Source organism: Sandaracinus amylolyticus (genome assembly GCF_000737325.1).
In the GTDB taxonomy this organism is placed as follows: domain Bacteria; phylum Myxococcota_A; class Polyangia; order Polyangiales; family Sandaracinaceae; genus Sandaracinus; species Sandaracinus amylolyticus.
The window spans coordinates 265519-284555 of sequence record NZ_CP011125.1 but is presented as its reverse complement, the minus strand read 5'-3'; the positions used below and the strand labels follow the sequence as shown (position 1 = coordinate 284555).

The following is a 19037-nucleotide window of genomic DNA, read 5'->3' as shown; positions in this document are numbered from 1 at the left end:
CGAGAACGGCGCGTCCTCTTCTCAAGAGAGGGCGCGCCGCTTCGTTCTTCACGGCGCCCAGACGTACCCGAGGCGCGCCGCGATCGTGCCTCCGCGCGCGCTGCATTCGCTCTCGCGCGTCGTGAGGAAGTAGTCGAGCCCACCGCTCGCCGGCGTCCACTCACACTCGACCAGCGCGAGCGGCGCGAGGCCCGGCGGCGCGATCGGAGTGGTCGCGACGAAGCCGAGATCGAGCGGCGCACCAGCGGTGTACCCGAGCGGCGGAGTCGACGTGGTGGTGTAGCGGTTGCGCGCGCTGCCCGGCTCGTTCCAGTGGTAGAGCCTCACGAGCGACGCGAGCGCGCCTTCCTGGCGGCGGTACGTCGTGAAGCACGCACCCGGCGTCGCGCACTCCGCGGTCCAACAGCTCGTTCCGCCGCACGTCGTGAGCGCGCAGCCGTTCGACGAGCAGCCCGCGGCGCGCGAGGAGGGCAGCGGCGCGCAGTACGGTCCCAGGTCCTCGATGTGGCTCGTCCAGTGGTGCTCGGTGCACTCGACGTAGCGCGCTGCACGCACGCGGCAGCCCTCGTCGACGGCGCCCGTGTCGCAGTCGTTGTCGACGAAGTCGCAGAGCTCGGGCGCGCCGGGGAACACGTCGGCGCGCGTGTCGTCGCAGTCGACGATCGCGCAGGTCGCGCCCACGCCCGCGCCGTCTCCGTCGGCGTCGGTGCAGCAGCTCGTCGGCGCGCTGCACGCGCCCCACGCGCATGCGGTGCTGCACGTCTCGACCCCGCTGCCGCACGCGCTCGCGCACGGTCGCGTCGCGCCGCGCACGCAGGTGAAGGTCTCGTCGCGTGCGCCGTCGCAGTCGTCGTCGGCACCGTTGCACGACTCCGCGGGCGGCGCGCACGTGCCGGGTCCACACGTCGCCTCGCACGTGGCGGTGCCCGTGGTGCCGCACGACGTGGTGCACGGCCCGGTCGTGCCCGGCGTACACGCCCCTTCGCCCTCGCACGCGCCGCTCGGCGACCACCCGCACGACGTCGTGCACTGCGCCGCGAGCGTCCCGCAGCGTCCGCACGCGACGCGCCCCGTGGTGCCCGGCGTGCACTCGCCCTCGTCGCCGCACGGCCCGTACGCCCACACGCGCTCGGCGGTGCAGAAGCGCTCGCGCGTGCCGCACGCGCCGCAGGGCACGTCCTCGCGCGCACCGGGCGTGGTGCACGGATCCGCTTCGCACTCGCCCGCCGGCTCGTAGGCACACGCGGCGCTGCACGCGAGCTCGCGGGTCTGACCGCTGGGGCAGTCGCTCGCCGCGCGAAGGATCGTGCCGGGCGTGCACTCGCCCTCGTCCTCGCACGCCGCGTCGGAGATCCACTCGCACGTCGCAGCGCAGCGCTCCACGCGCATGCCGCAGTCTCCGCACGTCGCGTCGCGTGACGTGCCGGGCGTGCACTCGCCTTCGTCCTCGCACGGACCGTAGGCCCACACGCGATCCGCGGTGCAGAAGCGATCCGTCGTGCCGCAGCGCCCGCATGCCACTTCCTCGATCGCGCCGGGGCTCTCGCATGGCTCGGGCACGTACGCGTCGGGCGCGCTCGCGTCGATCGCGCCCGCGTCGTCGGGTGACTCGCTCGCGTCGAAGAGATCCCCGGCGTCGACGACATCGTCGTCGGGCGACCCGCCGCACGCGAGCGCGAGGGATGCGAACCAGAGGATCGTGGAGATCGAGAGCGCGCGACGCATGGTTCGGACCTCGGCCGCAGCGACGTACGAGCGCACGCGAGCGCTTCTCCCTTCGGGCATCAGCCCCCCAGCTCGGCCTCGATCATCTGCTCGAACCACTCGACGGGCCGCCACCCGGTCTGCCGTCCGAGCTCCTCGCCGTCCTTCACGACGATCAGCGTCGGCGTCGCGCGCACGTCGAGCTTCGCGAGCAGGCGCGGATCGCAGTCCGCGGTGCCGATCTCCACGACGCGCACGCGATCGGCGTAGCGCGTCGCGACCTCGATCAGCACCGGCTCGAGCTTCTTGCACGGCGCGCACGTCGCGCTCCACACGTCGACGATCACCGGGCGCTCCGAGCGCACCACGAGCCGCTCGTACGCATCGACGTCGCGCACCCGCTCGGGGATCACCTTCTCGCGCGCACCGAAGAGCCGATCGAGGAGCCTCATGCGAGCGCCCGTGTACCGCGCTTCGTTCCTGCTCGCGAGGCGACTACGTCGTGCCGTGTGAGAGGGAGCGCGCGATGAAGAACGACGGACTCACGTTGGTGAGGCTCGAAGGGCGGCCGATGCGCGTGGATCGCCCCGCGATCGAGGCGCTCGCGAGCTCGATGCAGGGCTCGCTGATCGAGAAGGACGCACCGGGGTACGACGCCGCACGCCAGGTGTGGAACGCGATGGTCGATCGCCGTCCGGCGCTGATCGCGCGCTGCGCCACGCCCGACGACGTCGTCCGCTGCGTGGAGTTCGCGCGCCGGAACCGCGCGCTCACGTCGATCCGCGGCGGCGGGCACCACATCGCGGGCAACGCGCTGTGCGAGGGCGGGCTCACGATCGATCTGAGCGGGATGCGCGGCGTGCGCATGACGAGCGGGAGCACGCGCGTGGTGGTCGAAGCGGGCGCGACGCTCGCGGACCTGGACGCGATGACGCAGAAGCGCGCGCTCGCGGTGCCCGTCGGGATCAACTCGACGACCGGCGTCGCGGGCCTGACCCTCGGCGCCGGGTTCGGGTGGATCTCGCGCAAGCACGGGCTGACCGTCGATCGTCTGGTGTCGGCCGAGGTCGTCACCGCGAGCGGCGATCGAGTGCACGCGAGCGAGCGCGAGAACGCGGATCTCTTCTGGGCGCTGCGCGGCGGCGGTGGGAACTTCGGCGTGGTCACGTCGTTCGAGTTCGACGCGGTGCCGCTCGGGCCGGAGGTGATCGCGGGGCTGATCGTGCACCCGCTCGAGCACGGCGACGACGTGCTCGACTTCTACTCGCGGGTGACCCAGAGCGCGCCCGACGAGCTCACGGTCTGGGCGGTGCTGCGCGGCGCGCCGCCGCTGCCGTTCCTGCCCGCCGAGGTGCACGGCAAGCCGTCGATCATCCTCGCGGTGTGCTGGGTCGGCGATCCGAAGGACGGTGAAGCGGTGATCGCGCCGCTGCGCGAGCACGGTCGCCCCTACGGCGTGCACGTCGGGCCGATGCCGTACGTCGCGTGGCAGCAAGCGTTCGATCCGCTGCTCACGCCGGGCGCGAGGAATTACTGGAAGACGCACTACTTCCAGGCGCTCTCGCGCGGGCTCTGGGACGTGCTCGTCGATCACGCGAAGCGCATGCCCTCGCCGCTCTGCGAGGTGTTCGTCGGTCAGCTCGGCGGCGCGGTCGCGCGCATCCCGAAGGACGCGACGGCGTACGCGTATCGCTCGGTCGGGTACGCGATGAACGTGCACACGCGCTGGGAGCGCGCGGAGGACGACGCGCGGTGCATCGCGTGGGCGCGCAGCCTGTTCCAGGGCGCGGCGCCGTTCGCCACGGGCGGCGGGTACCTCAACTTCATGCCGGAGGACGACATGGGCCGCGTGAGCGCGGCGTATGGCGAGCACCTCCCGCGGCTCGCGCAGATCAAGGCGAAGTACGATCCCGAGAACCTCTTCCGGGTGAACGTGAACATCACGCCCGCGAAGACGGCACGGCGCGAGGCCGCACCGCCGCCCCGTCCGTGATCGAGCGGAGCACACGGCGCGCGATCACTCGTCGTCGTCGTCGCGCCGTGCTCGGCGCGCGGACTCCACCGCGTCGTCGATCTCCGACTGCGCCTTGCCGTCGCGCGGCCGGTCGCGGGTGAACACGCCGAGACGCGGGTCGCTGCCCGCGAGCCACCGATCCCAACGCGGCCCCGGCTTCGTCTCGGGCGGCGCGGTCCTGCCGTCGCCGTCGTCGATCGCGTTGAGCAGCACGACCTGTCGCACCGGCACGACGCGCGCGGCTGCGTCGAAGAGCGTCGGCGCCATCTCGTCGAAGAGCTGGCGATCGTCGTGCTCGATCGGCGCGACCGCCCACTCCTTCCACCAGAGCCATGGGCTCCACGACATGCGCGCGCCCGAGTCGCCGAGCTCCGCCTCGGCCGCCTCGACGATCGCGAGGCGCTCGGCGGGAGTGGGGGCACGCTCGAAGAGGATCTCGAACGCGTGCTCGCGGTCTTCACAGTCGCCCATCAAGAACAGCGTCTTCACGCGCGCGAGCATGCCACGAGCGCGATCCGCGGCCGCGAAATCCGTGCTCTGAGCACACATCTGCCGACCGTCATCGCCACGAGCAGGGCCACACGGTTCCAGCGATTCCCGGTGCTCGACGATCAGGTGCGCGGCCGCTCGACGCGGCCGTCCGCGTGTCGCGCGAAGCGTCCTTCTTCGCGCGCATGCACCGGCGCTTCGCTCGGCCAGGGCCAGCCGCCGAACCGCGTGCGCTGATAGTCCTCGAACGCCTTCACCAGCTCGTCGCGACGGTTCATCACGAACGGACCGTGCTGCGCGACCGGCTCGCCGATCGGGCGCCCCTGGAGCATCAGCACCTCGCAGCGCTCGGCGCCCGCCTCGAGACGCACCTCGCGATCGCTGCGCACGACCAGCGCGGCCGCGCCGCGCTGCAGGTGATCGTCGACGCGCAGCACGTCGCCGCGGAAGAAGTAGAGGACGCGGTTCGTGCGCGCCCCGTGCGCGCGCGGCAGCGTGCACGACGCGCCGGGCTCGAGATCGATCGTCCAGATCGCGACGTCGGCGTCGGCGCGCGCGGCCCACGAGTGCGGCGGAGGCGGCTGCGGGCGGTGCTCGCCGAGCGCGCCCGCGACGATCGTGATCTCCGCGGCGCGACCCTGCGCGTCGACCTCGCGCGCCCGCGGCACCTGCTCGCTCCACGACATCGAGAAGTGCGGCGGCGCCATCTTCTCGGTGCTCGGCAGGTTCAGCCAGATCTGGAAGAGCTCGAGCGGGTTCGGCGCGTCGGGCCTCACCAGCGGGAACATCTCGGAGTGCACGATGCCCGCGCCCGCGGTGAGCCACTGCACGTCGCCCGCGCCGAAGCGCGCGGCGGCGCCGAGCGAGTCCGAGTGATCGATCAGGCCGCGGCGCACGATCGTGACCGTCTCGAACCCGCGGTGCGGATGACCAGGAAAACCGGGCACCACGTCGCCGTGGTACATGCGCCAGCCGTCCTTGCCGGCGAAGTCCTGACCGATGTCGCGCCCTGCGAGCGACGCCGCGGGGCCGAGCTGATCGTTGCCCGCGGGATAGGCATCGAGGTGGTGGACGCAGAAGAGGAACGGGTCCGCGGTCACCCACGGGAACCCGAGCGGCGCGACTTGGAGGACGGTCTGGCTCACGCGCGCGATCCTGGGGCTTCGCGCGTGAGGCGTCGATGGGTCGCGCCCTGAGCGGGCGAGCCGACTTGGACACTCGCTCAGGGGCGCAGCACGCAGCCGCCGATCACCTCGCCGCGCCACTTGGCGCGCATCGCGGTCTGCACCTCCGCGAGCGCGAAGCCGTGCGAGACGTGCGGGCGCATCTTCCCCTCGCGCGCCCACGCGAGGATCTGCGCGAGGCGCGGCGGGCGGATCGACGGATCGTGCGCGGTCGTGATCGCGGTCGGGCACCCGAGCACGTCGAGGCCCTTCATCATGATCAGGTTCGTCGGCAGCACGTTCGCGTTGGGCGCGCCGCGACCGCCCTTCCCCTTCGCGACGTCGGGCGTCGAGGCCCAGCCGACGATCAGGAACCGCGCGCCGAACTTCACGCAGCGCAGGCTCTCGATCGAGATCTCGCCGCCGACTCCGTCGTACACGACATCGACGCCCCGCCCGTTCGTCAGCTCCTTCACGCGATCGCGCAGCGTGCCGGGCTCGACGGAGATCACGTGATCGGCGCCCTGCGCCTTCACCGCGTCGAGCTTCGCGCGCGAGCGTCCGGTCGCGATCACGGTCGCGCCGAGCAGCTTCGCGAGGTGCACCGCGGCGAGCCCCGTCGAGCCCGAGGCGCCGTGGATCAGCACGGTCTCGCCCTCGCGCAGGCGACCGCGCGCGACGAGGCAGTGGTACGCGGTCTCGTAGTTGCCGAGGAGGTTGCACGCCTCGTCGAACGAGAGCCCGCCGGGGATCCGGATCACCGCGCCTTCGGGCGCGACCGCGTAGCTCGCCCAACCACCCCAGCGCTGGTAGCTGCCCAGCGATCGCGGGCCCGCGAGGAACGGATCGACGAGCACCGCGTCGCCGAGCGCGACGTGATCGCCGACCTCGCTGCCCTTCCACGCGACGACGCCGGCGTACTCGAGGCCCGGCGTGTACGGCGGCTTCGGCATGTGCTGGTACTGCCCGCTCGTCATCAGCAGATCGACCCAGCCCACCGACGCGCTCTTCACCGCGATCACGACGTCGCGCGGCGAGAGCGACGCGACGTCGGGTGGATCCATCGCGACGAGCGAGACGTGCTTCTCGATCGCGTCGGTCGGCGACTCGGCGAGCTCGGAGACGACGACGCGATGACCGGGCGCGAGGGTGCTCATGCGGCGGGGATCATAGACGTGACGGACCGGCGACGCGCGCGTGTCGTGCGTACTAGGATCGCGGCGTGCACCGGACGTTCTTCCGCACCCTCGCGCTCGTCGTCGTCGGATCCGCGATCTTCTTCGCCGCAGAGCTCGCGTTCGAGTGGTGGCGGCTCGGCATGCCCGGCCACGACGCGACGAGCTGGGAGGGCGTGAACAACGCGAAGCTCGTCGACCTGATGAGCCCGCTCGCGCGCGCCTACAACAACATCCTCGCGATGCTGATCGCGACGATCGGCCTCGCGATCCCGCTCACGGCGAACATGCACACGCCGAAGCTGATCGACATGTTCCTGCGCGATCGGCTGAACCAGGCGGTGCTCTTCCTGATGGCGTTCTCCGCGGCGAACACGCTGTGGGTCGCGTACATGGTCGGGCCCGAGTTCGCGCCGATGTGGGCGGTGCGCTTCGCGGTGTTCGGTGCGCTGCTCGGCTGGGCGATCCTGGTGCCGTACTTCTTCTACGTGGTGCGCTTCCTCGATCCGTCGAACATCCTCGCGCGCCTCGAGAAGGACGTGGAGGACGCGATCGAGCGGGTGCGCACCGGCGCGCTCGATCCCGACGCGGGCCAGACGATCGTGCACGAGCGGCTGCACCAGATCGGCACGATCGTGATCAAGTCGCTCGACCGCACCGATCGCGGCGTCGCGCTCGAGGGGATCTGGTTCCTGAAGCGCCTCCTCGACTTCCACGGGCAGCGCAAGAAGGACATGCCGGCGCGCTGGTTCGTCGTCGATCGCGCGGACTTCGTCGGGCTCAGCGCGGAGGCGATCGCGCTCGTCCAGGACGAGAAGCTCTTCTTCGAGCGAAAGGTGCTGCACCAGCTCTACCTCTCGTACCAGCACGCGGTGAGCAAGGCGTCGGACGTGGTGTCGAGCATCAGCGACGCGAACCGCGTGGTCGCGATCGCGGCGGCGCAGCGCGGCGACGAGGCCGCGCTCCAGCTCTCGATCCGCTACTTCAACAACTTCCTCCGCGAGTCGGTGAAGTCGAAGCACGTCCACAGCATCTACGACGTGTTCCATCAGTACCGACTGCTCGCGACCGCGCTCACCGGGCGCTCCGACGTGGTGCGCGACGTGACCGGCTACCTGCTCGGCTACGCGGAGGCCGCGCGCGCGGCGGGGCTCGCGTTCGTGCCCTGCTTCGCGGCGTTCGATCTCGCGTCGATCGCGCTCGAGGCGCGGCGCGCGAACGAGCCCGCGGCGCGCGAGATCGTGCAGCGCGTGCTCTCGCTCCCGCATCGACGCAGCGGCACGATCGAGATGATGGTCCTCGAGGCGAAGCTGAAGCTCGGCGCGTCGCTCGCCGCCGACGGCGCCGAGGAAGCGTCGCTGGTGCGCGAGGCGATCGCCGATTGCAGCGCCGACGAGGTCCGGAGCGCGCGCGACGGGCTCCTGCGCGCGCCGCGCACGTTCCACGAGGTCACCGATCGTCAGGTCGACTTCCGCTGGGTGCCGGCGGAGCAACGTCCGGCGCTCGAGTCGTTCGTCGCGTCGATCGTGCCGTCCTCCGCGGCGGCGTGATCGTTCACGGCGCGGGCGCGGCGAGCGCGGCGTCGACGGCGGCGAGGAGCTCGCTCGACGTCGACGGCTTCGGCAGGAACGACACCGTCTTGCCGCGCATCCCCTCGAGCACCTCGCGCACGTCGAAGCCGCTCGTGAGCAGCACGCGCACGTGGGGCTCGATCGCGCGGATCGCGGTGAACGCCTCGCGACCGTCGAGCTTCGGCATGTGCAGATCGAGCAGCACGAGCGCGACGACGTCGGCGTGGCGCTGGAACACGTCGACGGCCTCCGCGCCGTCGGCGGCCTCGAGCACGCGGTAGCCCGCGGACACCAGCACGCCGCGCGTCGCGCGACGCAGCGCCGGCTCGTCGTCGGCGATCAGCACGACCGCGCCCTCGCGACGCGGCGCGGGCGCGACCGACGGCGGCCGCGCGGGCCCTTCGATGCGATCGGCGACCGGGAAGTACACGCGGAACGTCGTGCCCGCGCCGGGCGCGGTGGTGATCGCGAGCCCGGCGCCGTGGCTGCGCAGGATGCCGAGCATCGCCGAGAGGCCGAGGCCGCGCCCGTGCGCCTTCGTCGAGAAGAACGGATCGAACATGCGGGCGCGCGTGCTCTCGTCCATGCCGCAGCCGGTGTCGCGCACCTCGAGCTCGAGGTAGCGGCCCGCGGGCAGCGTCGCCTGCGTCGTCGCGGCGTCGACCGCGCCCGCCGCGAGCTCGACCGCGCGCGTGCGCACCGCGATCGTGCCCGGCTCGTCGCCGATCGCCTCGCTCGCGTTGGTGAGCAGGTTCAGCACGAGCTGCTCGATCTGCGAGCGATCGGCCGCGAGCTGCGGGAGCTCTCCCGCGAGCGAGAGCTCGAGCGCGACCTTCTTCGAGAACGAGCTCGACGCGAGCTGCGCGATGCCGCGCACCACCTCGTCGAGCGAGAGCGGCGCGATCATGCGCGCGCTGCGTCCCGAGTAGACGAGCATCTGGCGCGTGAGATCCGCCGCGCGCCGCGACGCGTGCTCGACCTCGCGCAGCGCGCCGTACGCGGGCGACTCGGGATCGATGTGCCGCTGCGCGACCCCGGTGAACGCGAGCACGATCGCGAGCAGGTTGTTGAAGTCGTGCGCGATGCCGCCCGCGAGCACGCCGAGGCTCTCGAGCTTCTGCGCGTGCAGGAGCGCGCTCTCCGCCTCGCGCAGCGCGGCCTCGGTGCGCTTGCGCTCGGTCAGATCGCGCACCGCGGTGACGCGCACGATGCGGCCCTCGAAGGGGATCGGCTTGCCGAGCACCTCCATCGGGAACGTCGTGCCGTCGGCGCGCCTGCCGACCGCCTCGTACGGCAGCTCGTACTGCCTCGCGATGTTGTCGCGCAGCAGCGCGCGCGAGGACTCGTCGGCGAACTCCATCGCGTTGCGCCCGAGCATCTGCTCGCGCGTGGTCGCGAACATCGGCGGGATCACGTCGTTGACGTCGAGGATGACGCCGCCGTCGTGCACGAAGAGCCCCTCGAAGCTCGCCTCGGCGAGGCGTCGCGCGCGCTCCTCGCTGTCGCGTAGCGCGTCGACGAGCTGGCAGCTCTGCGTGATGTCGACGACGTAGACGAGCGCGAGATCGTGGCGCGCAGGATGACGCGTCCCGGTCAGCCACACGCGCCGGCCGGTGCCGTCGCGACGCGAGACGGTGAGCTCGAACGGCGTGAAGCGCCCCGACGCCGCGACCTCCGCGAGCGCGGTCGCGAGCACCGGTCGGCTCTCCTGCGCGATCGGCGTCGCGAGCTCGAGCGGCGCGCGCGCGAGCTCCTCGCGCGAGATCCCCAGCAGCGCGAGCAGCGCTTCGTTCGCTTGCACGACGCGACACGAGCGCAGATCGACGAGCACGACCCCGAGCGACGGCACGTCGGGAACGGGCAGGTCGATCGCGCTCGCGACAGGCGTCTCCTCGTAGGGCACGAGGAGGTGAGGATAGGACAACCGGGCGGCGTGGAGCACGAGAGAACACCGCCCGGTGCGGCGCGTCAGGCGCTCGCGCGCTGCGGTGCGCCGGCGGGCGCGTGCGACTCGCGCGGGCTGCCCGCGGTCGCGCCGTCACCCGGACGGCCGAGCACACCGAGCTGTCGCGCGACGCGGCGCAGCGGGCTGGTCAGCAGCTGCAGCGTGACCTCGGCGGTGTCGAAGCGATCACGCCAGAGGACGATCTTCCCGTCGCGCACCTCGAACGTGCCGCAGCACCAGAACGCGAGATCGAGCGCGGGCCCGCGGATCAGATCGGTGCGCTCGGTGAGCACGACGCCGTCGTTCTCGGCGATGTGGTGGACGCGGATCTCGAGCTCGCGCGCGACGCGCCCGAAGAGGCGGAGCGTGCGCTCGACCTGCGCGCGACCACGATCGGGCGGGAGCGGCACGTTCTGGTAGACGACGTCGTCGCTCATCATCGAGAGCGCGCGATCGATGTCGAACGCCGTGAGCGCGTCGATGAAGGACTGCACGACGCGGATGTTCGCGTTGGAGCCGGAGCTCGTCTGGGTCTTGGGAGCAGCCATGCGCCGAACCATAGACGAGCCAATGCTCGCCACAATCACAGCGCGCGGACGTCGTCGTACGGGATCGTCCCGTTGACCGTTCACGCGATGCGATGCATGGAGCGCGCATGCTCTTGCCGCGCGCGAGCACGCGGCGCGCACCGCTCGCGCGCGCATGGGACGAGGCGCTCCTGGTGCGCGGCGAGGGCGGGCGCTCCACGCGTCACGCGCACCACTGGTGGCACCTCGTGATCGGCCTCGACGCGCCGCTGCGCGCGAGCGGTCCCGACGGCGTCGAGCTCGAAGCGCGCGCGATCCTCACGCCGCCCGACGTCGCGCACGCGATCACCGCGTCCGGCGAGATCGCGCTGCTCTACGTCGAGCCCGAGGGCCGCATCGCCGCGTGCTTGCGCGCCGCGTGCCCCGACGTGCGCGTGCTCTCCGATCGCGAGGCGGAGCCGCTCGTCGACGCGCTCGATCGCGAGCCGACCGAGGCGGTGATGGCGCTGCTGCTCGAGGTGCTCGGCGCGCCCGAGCCCGCGCCGATCCGCGCCCACCCGGCGATCGCGAAGGTCCTGCGCCACCTCGAGCAGGCACCGTCCGACGCCGACGTCTCGCTCGACACGCTCGCCGCGCTCGCAGGGCTCTCGTCGAGCCGCTTCCTGCACGCGTTCACCGAGCACGTCGGGCTGCCGCTGCGGCCCTACGTGCGGTGGCTGCGGGTGCGTCGCGCCGCGGGGATGCTGCTCGGTGGCGCGCCGGCGAGCGAGGCCGCGCACGGCGCGGGGTTCGCCGACGCCGCGCACATGTCGCGGACGTTCCGCGAGATGTTCGGCGTGACGCCCTCGGAGATCGCGCGGCGCAGCCAGTCCGTTCAATCGGGTTGAGGTCGCGCGGATCACGTTCCGCGCATGGCACCGCTCATCGTTCTCGTCGGTACGTTCGCGATCCTCGGCTTGGTCGGTCGCGGGCGTTGGCCTTGGTACGTCTCGCTGCGGATCGCGCTCGCCGCGATGTTCTTCCTGACGGGATGGGCTCACTTCGCGTTCTTGCGCGACGACATGATCCGGATGGTCCCGCCGGTCTTCCCGCGCCCCGATCTGATGGTGACGCTCACCGGGATCGCGGAGCTCGCGGGCGCGGTCGGGCTCCTGATCCCGCGCACCGCGAAGTGGGCCGCGGCATGTCTCGTCGTGCTGATGCTCGCGATGTTCCCCGCGAACGTGTACGCCGCGCTGAACGGGATCACGTTCGACGGCGAGCCGCCCGCTCCGCTCGCGTTCCGCACCCTCGAGGAAGTGATCTTCCTGTCGGCGGGGATCGCGGCGGCGATCCCCGATCGCGTCGCCGCGATGCTGCGCACGGCGCGACCGGGGCGTGCGTGACTCACGCGCTGGGATCGGCGACGCGCCCGACGAAGAGCAGCGCGCCGGTCGCGCGATCGCGGATGAAGAAGAGGAACGGGCGATCGAGCGAGACGCGCGGGCGCGGCGGCGTGGCGCGCTCGCCGACGACGACCGCGGTCGCGGCGGACGCCTCGGTGCCCGCCTCGCTGACGTCGATCGTCGCGGAGTGCAGCGCGGCCGAGACGTAGAGGCCGCGGCCGGGCGCGATGCCGTCGAGCTCGGCGAGCCCGCTGTCGAACACGTTGGGCATGCCCGCTTCGCGCAGCGGGTCGACGAGATCGACGTCGCTGCCGAACGCGAAGCGCGGCATCGTGACGTCGATGGTCTCGGTCGCGAGCGACGCGACGATCGCGTCGAGCCCGGTCGCGTCGAGCGCGCCCTCGAGCGCATCGAGCGTGCCGCTCGTCGGCACCACGACGAGCATCGCGAGCTCGTCGCCCGCGTAGGCGAGCTCGGCCGCGGCCCAGCCCTCGCCCGCCGCGTGCGGCGCGTCGAGCGCGAGGTGCATCAGCGGCACGGTCACGTCACCGCCGCTCTCGCGATGGAACGCTCCGTCGCGCGTGTCGTCGGGATCGAACTCGGTGTCCCACGCCGCGTCGAAGTGCACCGCGTTGACCAGCACGAGCCGCGTGGTGCCGTCGATCACGCCGACGGGGATCAGCTCGGGGATGTTGCCGTCGGTGCGCTCGTCGACCCAGCCGTTGATCACGACGCGGCTGCCCTCGGTGTCGCCCGCGAAGTCGAGCAGCGACACGCCCGCGCCGAAGTGCGTGGCGATCGCGTCGAGGTACGGGGCCTCGAACGGGAAGCCGATCTGTCCGAACGACTGGTTCGCGATCGCGAGGCGCACGCCGTCGCGCGGCCGCGACGCGAGCTCGAGATCGAGCGCGTTCATCGCGCGGTAGGTGGGCTCGCCCGGATTCGCCCAGCCCATGACCGCGTCGATCTGCGAGGCGGTCTCGCCGACCGCGCCGGGGCGCAGCATGCCGAACGCGACCTGGATCGAGTGCGGCGAGATCACCGAGTTGCCCGCGCCCGCGACGCGACGGTGCAGGTCGAGCGCGAAGTCGGTGGCGCCTTCGCGCAGCGACGCCGCCTCCTCGGCGGAGACGATCGGTGTGCTCTCGCGCGCGAGCGACGAGCGCGCGACGTCTCCCGGCGGCGGAGCGCTCGGGGCGGGATCGGCGCTGCAGCCACCGAGCGCGGCGGCGAGCGCGAGGATCGTGATCGGACGGTGGGACGAAGGCATCGGCGGTCTCCTTTCGATCGACTCGAAGCAAGCGCGAGCGCGCGTCACCGGACCTCGGCGGCCACGATCACCGCGCGACGATCGCGCTCGGTGTCGCCCGCCACGGTGACGAGCAGGACGTCCTCGACGAGGCCCGCGGGCGCGCTCTCGTCGGGCAGGAAGCGCAGCTCGATCGCCGCGCTCGCACCGGCGGCGACGCTCGTCGGCGCGGCCTCGATCTCGACGCCGGAGACCGGCGCGCGGAGGGCCACGGACTCGACGGTCACGTCCTCGTCGCACTCGTTGACGAGCGTGATCACCTCGCGCGCTCCGCTGCCCGCGCCGGTGCCGAGCACCACGAGATCGTGAGGCTCGACGCGCAGGCAGAGCAGCGCACGGACGGCGGGCGCGAGGCCGAGCGGATCGGCGAGCACGTCGACCGGCGCGGAGCGCTCGCCGTCGGCGCCGCGCACCCAGATGCGCAGCTCGTCGATCGCGAGCGTCGTGAGCTCGATCGAGAAGCTGCCGTCCGCCGCGACCGGCGCGATGCGCACCGGCATCGCCGGGGCGTCGAGGTTCGCGACGAGCACCTCGGCGGGCGCGCTCGCGATTGCCGCGCCGGGATCGCCGATCAGCAGGAACGAGCCGCCGCGCTCGCCGCCCATCACCCGGAGGCGCTCGGGCGCGAGGTTCGGCGGGTCGGGCTGCGGGGTGCCGACGCAGCCGGCGAGCGCCAGCAGCGCGACGAGCCCGAGGGCGCGGAGGAGCGCGGTCACGCGGCGATCCTGAGCAGCGTGTGTGCCGAGCGGATTCCCGCGGAAAACGCGCGATCCGACTGTTCCATGTTGTTCCATTCGTGCCTTCGTCCGTGCCAGTGGAACATGTTGGTACACTCGCGTCCGTGGTCTCGCCGGGGGTCGTGATCGCGTCTCGGTTCCGCGTCGTCGCGCCGCTCGGCCAGGGCGGGCAGGGGCGCGTGGTGCGCGCGCTCGATCTCGCGCGCGGCCGCGAGGTCGCGCTCAAGATCGTGGCGGCGCACGCGCTCGACGCGGTCGTCGCGGAGCTCGAGGTCGCGACGCGGCTCGTGCACCCATCGCTCGCGAGGATCGCCGATGTCGGGCGCACGCGGGTCGGCGATCGCGAGATCGCGTGGATCGCGAGCGAGCTGATCGAGGGCGTGTCGCTCGCGCGCTTCGCGGTCGGAGCGCGGTGGGCGTCGATGGAGCGCGCGATCGTGTCGGCGCTCGAGGGGCTCGCGGCGCTGCACGGCGCAGGGCTGCGGCATGGCGACGCGCGCGCCGAGAACGTGCTCGTCGCAGCGGACGGACGCGCGGTGTGGGTCGACCTCGGGCTCGCGGGCGCGCTCGGGAGCGCGCTGCGCGGCGCGACGCCGGGGCTCGTCGCGCCCGAGCTGGTGCGCGGCGCACGCGACGTCGACGGACGCGGCGATCTCTACGCGCTCGCGAGCGCGGTGCGCGCGCTGCTGCCCGCGCTCGCCGACCCGGTGCCTTACGCCGCGCGCGCGGTGATCGACGCGCTCGCTCACGACGATCCCGCGCGACGACCGGATGCGGCGGAAGCGCTCGCGAAGCTCGGGGCGCGCGCCCACGCGGTGGACACGTGGCCGTCCGCGCTCGTCGGGCGCGACGCGGAGCTCGACACGCTCGACGCGCTGGTGGCGCGGGTGAGCGAAGGCGCGGCCGGCGCGCGGGTGGTGCGCATCGTCGGGCCGAGCGGGAGCGGGCGCACCGCGCTCCTGTCGCGCTTCCGGTGGCGCTGCGGCCTGCGCGCCGAGATCGTCGAGCCGATCGCCGGCGCGCTCGGAGACGCGATCGCGCGCGCGGCGGGTCGTGAAGGCGCGGTGCGCGGCGTGGCCGACGCGCTCGCTGCGATCGATCGCGCGAGCGGCCGGGGCCGCGCGTGCGTGATCGTGATCGACGACGCCGATCGGCTCGCCGCCGATGCGCGCTCGTTGCTCGACGCGATCACGCGTGCCCTCGATCCGCGCGGGCCGCTCGCGATCGCGATCGCGACCAGCGAGGGTGACGGTCTCGCGCTCGCGCCGCTCGGTGCGCGCGAGGTCGGGTCGTGGTTGGGATCGCGGCTCGAGCCCGACGCGATCGACGCGCTCACGCGCGCCAGCGACGGCCTGCCCGGGCGCATCGTCGCGATCCTCGACGCGCTGCGCGGCGCGCACGTGGATCGCGCGGCGATCGCGGAGAGCGCGCGCCGGATCGCGCGGAGCGGGGTGCCCCTCGACGCGAGCACGGCCGAGCGCGCGAGCGCGATGTCGATCGCGGCCGCGGGCGGTCTGCTCGACGACGGCGAGGCCGATGCGCTCGGGCTCGACGCGGCGCGCATCGCGGCGCTGGTGGCGCGCGGATGGGCGCGTCGGGAGCGCGCGTCGACGCGGCTCGTCGTGCCGGCGGAGGACGTGCTCGCATCGGCGCGCCCGGCCGAGCGGCGCGCCGCGTTCCTCGCGCTCGCGGCGACGGCGGCGCGCGATCCGTCACCGCAACGCGCGATCGTCGAGCGAGCGCGCAGGCTCGCGGAGGCGGGCGAGCTCGAGGAGGCGAGCGCGCTCTTGCTCGGGCATCCCGACGCGCCGTGGGATCGCGAGCGCGCGGCGATCGTCGCGCGCGCGAGCGGGCGCGCCGACGTGCTGCTCGTCTTGGCGCGCATCGAGGAGCGCACCGGGCGGCCCGATCTCGCGCTCGGCACGATCGCGCGCGCGCTGCGGACGCGGCCCGACGCCGCGATGCGCGCGAAGGCGCGCGAGGCCGCCGCGTCGGCGTATCTGCGACGCGGTGACGGCGCGCGGGCGCTGCGCGTGCTGGCGCGCGCGGCCGGCCGTGACGGGCGGCATGCCGACCTCGTCGCGCGCGCGTCGATCCAGGTCGGCCGCTACGACGAGGCGCGGCGGATCGCGGAGGACGCGCTGCGCCTCGATGCGCTCGACGACACGACGCGCGCCGAGCTGCTCGAGGACGTCGGGGTCGCCGCGGGTTATCTCGGGGATCGTGTCGTCGCGGAGCGCGCGCTCGCCGAGGCCGAGCCGATGCGCCGGCACGACGATCCGCGGGCGCGGGTGCGCGTCGCGAGCTACCGCGCGATCCACGCATACCGCGCCGGTGAGCTCGAGGCCGCGGCGGCCAGGTACCGCGAGGCGCTCGCCATCGCCGAGGAGCACGCGCTCGACGATCAGCTCGCGAGCGCGGCGCTCAACCTCGGCACGACCGAGCACCAGCGAGGTGAGCTCGGCGGGGCGCGCGAGGCGTACGAGCGGGCGCTGCGGCTCGCGCACGCGCTCGGGCGGGTGCGCACCCACGCGGTCGCGCTCTTCGATCGCGCGCAGCTCCTCGCGGACGCCGGCGCGAGCGCGCGCGCCGAGATCGAGGCGTCCGCCGCGCTCGATGCGGCGCGGAGCGGAGGGCTCGACGCGATGGTCGCGTGCTGCCTCGAGCTGCGCGGCACGCTCGCCCTCGGACGCGGCGATCTCGACGAAGCGGCGCGCCTCGCGGGCGAGGCGATCGCGATCGCCGACCGTGTCGGCGCGACGCGCGAGCGCGCGGAGCTCGCGATCCTGGAGGCGGAGATCGCGCTCGCGCGCGGCGCGCTCGACGAGGCGACGTCGCACGTCGAGCGCGCACGCCAGAGCGCCGCGGACGCGCGCGATCTCGTCGCGAAGTCGTGCGCGACCGCAGCGCGGATCGAGCTCGCGCGAGAGCGCCCCGAGCGTGCGCTCGGCGCCGCGGAAGAAGGGCTCGCGGCGCTCGGCGCGAGCGGCGCGCGCGACGTCGAGGCCGAGCTCGCCGCGCTCGCCGCACGGGCCGCGGAAGGCGCCGGCGCGCCCGCGACCGCGCGCCCGTTCCGGGAGCGAGCCCGCGCGATCTGGGAGCGCGCCGCGCTCACGCTGCCCGCCTCCGAGCGCGCCGCGTTCTGGGCCGCGCCGAAGCGACGCGAGCTCGGCGCGATCGAGCGAGCCGTGACGGCCGCGAGCGCGCGCGAGCGATGGCTCGAGCGCCTCCTCGCGGTCAACGCGCGGCTCACGTCGAGCCTGCGCGCGACCGACGTGCTCGAGGTCGCGATGGACGCCGCGATCGAGCTCACCGGCGGCGAGCGCGGGTTCGTGCTGCTCGCGGACCGCGAGGGTGGAGAGCTCCGGGTCGCGGCGGCGCGCCACGTCGATCGTCGCCGCGTCGATCGCGCGTGGCTCGAGTGGAGCCGATCGATCGCGGAGCGCGTGATCGCGAGCGGTGAGCCGATCCTGAGCGCGGAGGCGACCGAGGACGCGCGCTTCGCGGAGCAGCGCTCGGTGCGCGCGCTCGGCCTGCGCTCGGTGCTCGCGGTGCCGATCCGCGGACGTGGTGGCGCGCTCGGCGCGCTGTATCTCGATCATCGCTTCGCGCGCGGGAGCTTCGCCGAGGGCGGCGTCGGGATCCTGGTCGCGTTCGCCGATCAGGTCGCCATCGCGCTCGAGAACGCGCGGCTGCACGAGGAGCTCGCCGCGCGCACGCGCGAGCTCGAGCGCGAGCGGCGCCGCATCGCGAGCTCGCTCGACGAGAAGGGCCGCGAGATCGAGCGCCTCGAGGACACGATCCGCACGATGCGGGGCGCCGGTCCCGACGCGCGCTACGAGGAGCTCGGGCTCATCGGGCGCAGCGAGGCGATCCGCGCGCTGCTCGCGCGCGTCGATCGCGTCGCGCCCGCGGGGCTGCCGGTGTTGATCACCGGCGAGAGCGGCACCGGCAAGGAGCTCGTCGCGCGCGCGCTGCACCGCTTCGGGCCGACGCCCGAGGGTCCGATGATCTCGATCAACTGCGCCGCGCTCCCCGCGACGCTGCTCGAGAGCGAGCTCTTCGGGCACGCGCGCGGCGCGTTCACCGGCGCGGATCGCGATCGCGTCGGGCTCTTCGTGCGCGCCAGCGGCGGCACGCTCTTCCTCGACGAGATCGGCGAGCTCCCGCTCGCGCTCCAGGCGAAGCTGCTGCGCGCGCTGCAGGAGCGCGAGGTGCGACCGCTCGGCGCGTCGCGCAGCGTCGCGTTCTCCGCGCGCGTGATCGCCGCGACGCATCGCGATCTGCGCGCCGACGTCGCGGCGCAGCGCTTCCGCGAGGACCTCTTCTATCGGCTCGCGGTGGTCGAGGTCGCGGTGCCTCCGCTGCGCGAGCGGCTCGAAGATCTCCCGCTGCTCGCGGCGCACGTGATCGCGCGGCTCGCGCGCGAGACCCGGCGTGAGCCCGCGCCGCGCCCGACGCCCGCGGCGCTGCGCGCGCTGTCTCGTCACGCGTGGCCCGGCAACGTGCGCGAGCTCGAGAACGTGCTCGCGAGCGCGATGGTGCAGAGCGAGGGTCCGCGCATCGACGCGCGCGATCTCGCGCTCGACGGAGGTCGCACGACCGCGCCCTCGTCGCGACGCGTCTCGCGCCGCGACGTCGACGATCGCGAAGCCGCGCGCGTCGCGTCGGCGCTCGAGGCGAGCGGCTTCAACGTGTCCGAGGTCTGCCGCACGCTCGGCATCCCGCGCACCACGCTCTACCGGAAGCTGAAGCGCTGGGGCATCGAGCCGGGGCCGCGACCCCTGCGTTGATGGAGCGCGGAGCGCTCCGCGCACCACGCGAAACGCGCTGTTTTCCTCGCGATCACGCGCGGTACGCAGGTTGCTGAACGGAGGGCGATGCGACCGCGCCGCACCTCTTCGCATGCTCGATCGGGCAGTGGTGACTCGCGTCTCCACGGGCTACGCCGAGCCGCGACGCGGTCCCCGCAGTCCTCCAGCCTCCACCCTTCGCCACCCCGAGATCGATCGCCCTCC

The 19037-nt window shown here is 73.5% G+C and carries 14 protein-coding genes; 5 read left to right on the top strand and 9 right to left on the bottom strand.

Features of this window, described 5'->3' with window-relative positions:
• Nucleotides 1-48: 48 nt before the first annotated feature.
• Together DB32_RS01170 and DB32_RS01165 are read right to left on the bottom strand one after the other, a co-directional pair.
• On the bottom strand, nt 49-1725 hold the full coding sequence (locus tag DB32_RS01170; RefSeq protein ID WP_169791287.1) for a putative metal-binding motif-containing protein: 1677 nt from the start codon (nt 1723-1725) through the stop codon (nt 49-51).
• A gap of 59 nt (nt 1726-1784) precedes the next feature.
• Nucleotides 1785-2156, bottom strand: a complete 372-nt coding sequence (locus DB32_RS01165; RefSeq protein WP_053230564.1) for a thioredoxin family protein — start codon at nt 2154-2156, stop codon at nt 1785-1787.
• A 119-nt stretch (nt 2157-2275) separates the two neighbouring features.
• Between DB32_RS01165 and DB32_RS01160 the strand changes: the two genes are divergently transcribed.
• Nucleotides 2276-3697: an FAD-binding oxidoreductase gene (locus tag DB32_RS01160; protein WP_083458446.1), complete on the top strand. Its 1422-nt coding sequence runs from the start codon at nt 2276-2278 to the stop codon at nt 3695-3697.
• 24 nt (nt 3698-3721) lie between these two features.
• Here the strand turns inward: DB32_RS01160 and DB32_RS01155 are convergent, their stop codons facing one another.
• From DB32_RS01155 to DB32_RS01145, 3 genes are all read right to left on the bottom strand, one after another.
• On the bottom strand, nt 3722-4207 hold the full coding sequence (locus DB32_RS01155; protein ID WP_157068575.1) for a hypothetical protein: 486 nt from the start codon (nt 4205-4207) through the stop codon (nt 3722-3724).
• Between the two features lie 122 nt (nt 4208-4329).
• Nucleotides 4330-5361 carry a pirin family protein gene (locus DB32_RS01150; RefSeq protein ID WP_157070402.1) on the bottom strand — a complete coding sequence of 344 codons (1032 nt, stop codon included), beginning with the start codon at nt 5359-5361 and terminating at the stop codon, nt 4330-4332.
• Nucleotides 5362-5429: 68 nt separating this feature from the next.
• On the bottom strand, nt 5430-6527 hold the full coding sequence (locus DB32_RS01145; protein ID WP_053230561.1) for an NADPH:quinone oxidoreductase family protein: 1098 nt from the start codon (nt 6525-6527) through the stop codon (nt 5430-5432).
• Between the two features lie 65 nt (nt 6528-6592).
• Here DB32_RS01145 and DB32_RS01140 point away from each other — a divergent pair, with 65 nt between their 5' ends.
• Nucleotides 6593-8095 (top strand): DUF2254 family protein, encoded by a 1503-nt coding sequence (locus DB32_RS01140; RefSeq protein ID WP_053230560.1) that lies wholly within the window; start codon nt 6593-6595, stop codon nt 8093-8095.
• A 4-nt stretch (nt 8096-8099) separates the two neighbouring features.
• Here DB32_RS01140 and DB32_RS01135 read toward each other — a convergent pair whose 3' ends face one another.
• Nucleotides 8100-10040, bottom strand: coding sequence for a hybrid sensor histidine kinase/response regulator (locus tag DB32_RS01135; protein ID WP_053230559.1), 1941 nt, complete (start codon nt 10038-10040; stop codon nt 8100-8102).
• 44 nt (nt 10041-10084) lie between these two features.
• Nucleotides 10085-10609, bottom strand: coding sequence for a limonene-1,2-epoxide hydrolase family protein (locus tag DB32_RS01130; RefSeq protein ID WP_053230558.1), 525 nt, complete (start codon nt 10607-10609; stop codon nt 10085-10087).
• Nucleotides 10610-10716: 107 nt separating this feature from the next.
• On the opposite strand from DB32_RS01130, the gene DB32_RS01125 reads away from it, so the two are divergent.
• A complete protein-coding gene (locus tag DB32_RS01125; RefSeq protein ID WP_157068574.1) occupies nt 10717-11475 on the top strand; it encodes a helix-turn-helix domain-containing protein in 759 nt (252 codons plus the stop codon).
• Between the two features lie 24 nt (nt 11476-11499).
• Nucleotides 11500-11973 carry a DoxX family protein gene (locus DB32_RS01120; RefSeq protein ID WP_053230556.1) on the top strand — a complete coding sequence of 158 codons (474 nt, stop codon included), beginning with the start codon at nt 11500-11502 and terminating at the stop codon, nt 11971-11973.
• Between the two features lies 1 nt (nt 11974).
• Here the strand turns inward: DB32_RS01120 and DB32_RS01115 are convergent, their stop codons facing one another.
• Together DB32_RS01115 and DB32_RS46210 are read right to left on the bottom strand one after the other, a co-directional pair.
• Nucleotides 11975-13243, bottom strand: a complete 1269-nt coding sequence (locus tag DB32_RS01115; protein ID WP_053230555.1) for a serpin family protein — start codon at nt 13241-13243, stop codon at nt 11975-11977.
• A gap of 44 nt (nt 13244-13287) precedes the next feature.
• Nucleotides 13288-13998 carry a hypothetical protein gene (locus DB32_RS46210; protein WP_053230554.1) on the bottom strand — a complete coding sequence of 237 codons (711 nt, stop codon included), beginning with the start codon at nt 13996-13998 and terminating at the stop codon, nt 13288-13290.
• Nucleotides 13999-14018: 20 nt separating this feature from the next.
• Between DB32_RS46210 and DB32_RS01105 the strand changes: the two genes are divergently transcribed.
• A complete protein-coding gene (locus DB32_RS01105) occupies nt 14019-18812 on the top strand; it encodes a sigma 54-interacting transcriptional regulator (protein WP_169791286.1) in 4794 nt (1597 codons plus the stop codon).
• Nucleotides 18813-19037 lie beyond the last annotated feature (225 nt).

Bases quoted from the DNA above. Each gene is read 5' to 3' on its own strand.
- DB32_RS01160 (WP_083458446.1), top strand. From the start codon at position 2,276: ATGCGCGTGGATCGCCCCGCGATCGAGGCGCTCGCGAGCTCGATGCAG.
- DB32_RS01125 (WP_157068574.1), top strand. From the start codon at position 10,717: ATGCTCTTGCCGCGCGCGAGCACGCGGCGCGCACCGCTCGCGCGCGCA.
- DB32_RS01120 (WP_053230556.1), top strand. From the start codon at position 11,500: ATGGCACCGCTCATCGTTCTCGTCGGTACGTTCGCGATCCTCGGCTTG.
- DB32_RS01165 (WP_053230564.1), bottom strand. From the start codon at position 2,156: ATGAGGCTCCTCGATCGGCTCTTCGGTGCGCGCGAGAAGGTGATCCCC.
- DB32_RS01115 (WP_053230555.1), bottom strand. From the start codon at position 13,243: ATGCCTTCGTCCCACCGTCCGATCACGATCCTCGCGCTCGCCGCCGCG.
- DB32_RS01170 (WP_169791287.1), bottom strand. From the start codon at position 1,725: ATGCGTCGCGCGCTCTCGATCTCCACGATCCTCTGGTTCGCATCCCTC.
- DB32_RS01130 (WP_053230558.1), bottom strand. From the start codon at position 10,609: ATGGCTGCTCCCAAGACCCAGACGAGCTCCGGCTCCAACGCGAACATC.
- DB32_RS01145 (WP_053230561.1), bottom strand. From the start codon at position 6,527: ATGAGCACCCTCGCGCCCGGTCATCGCGTCGTCGTCTCCGAGCTCGCC.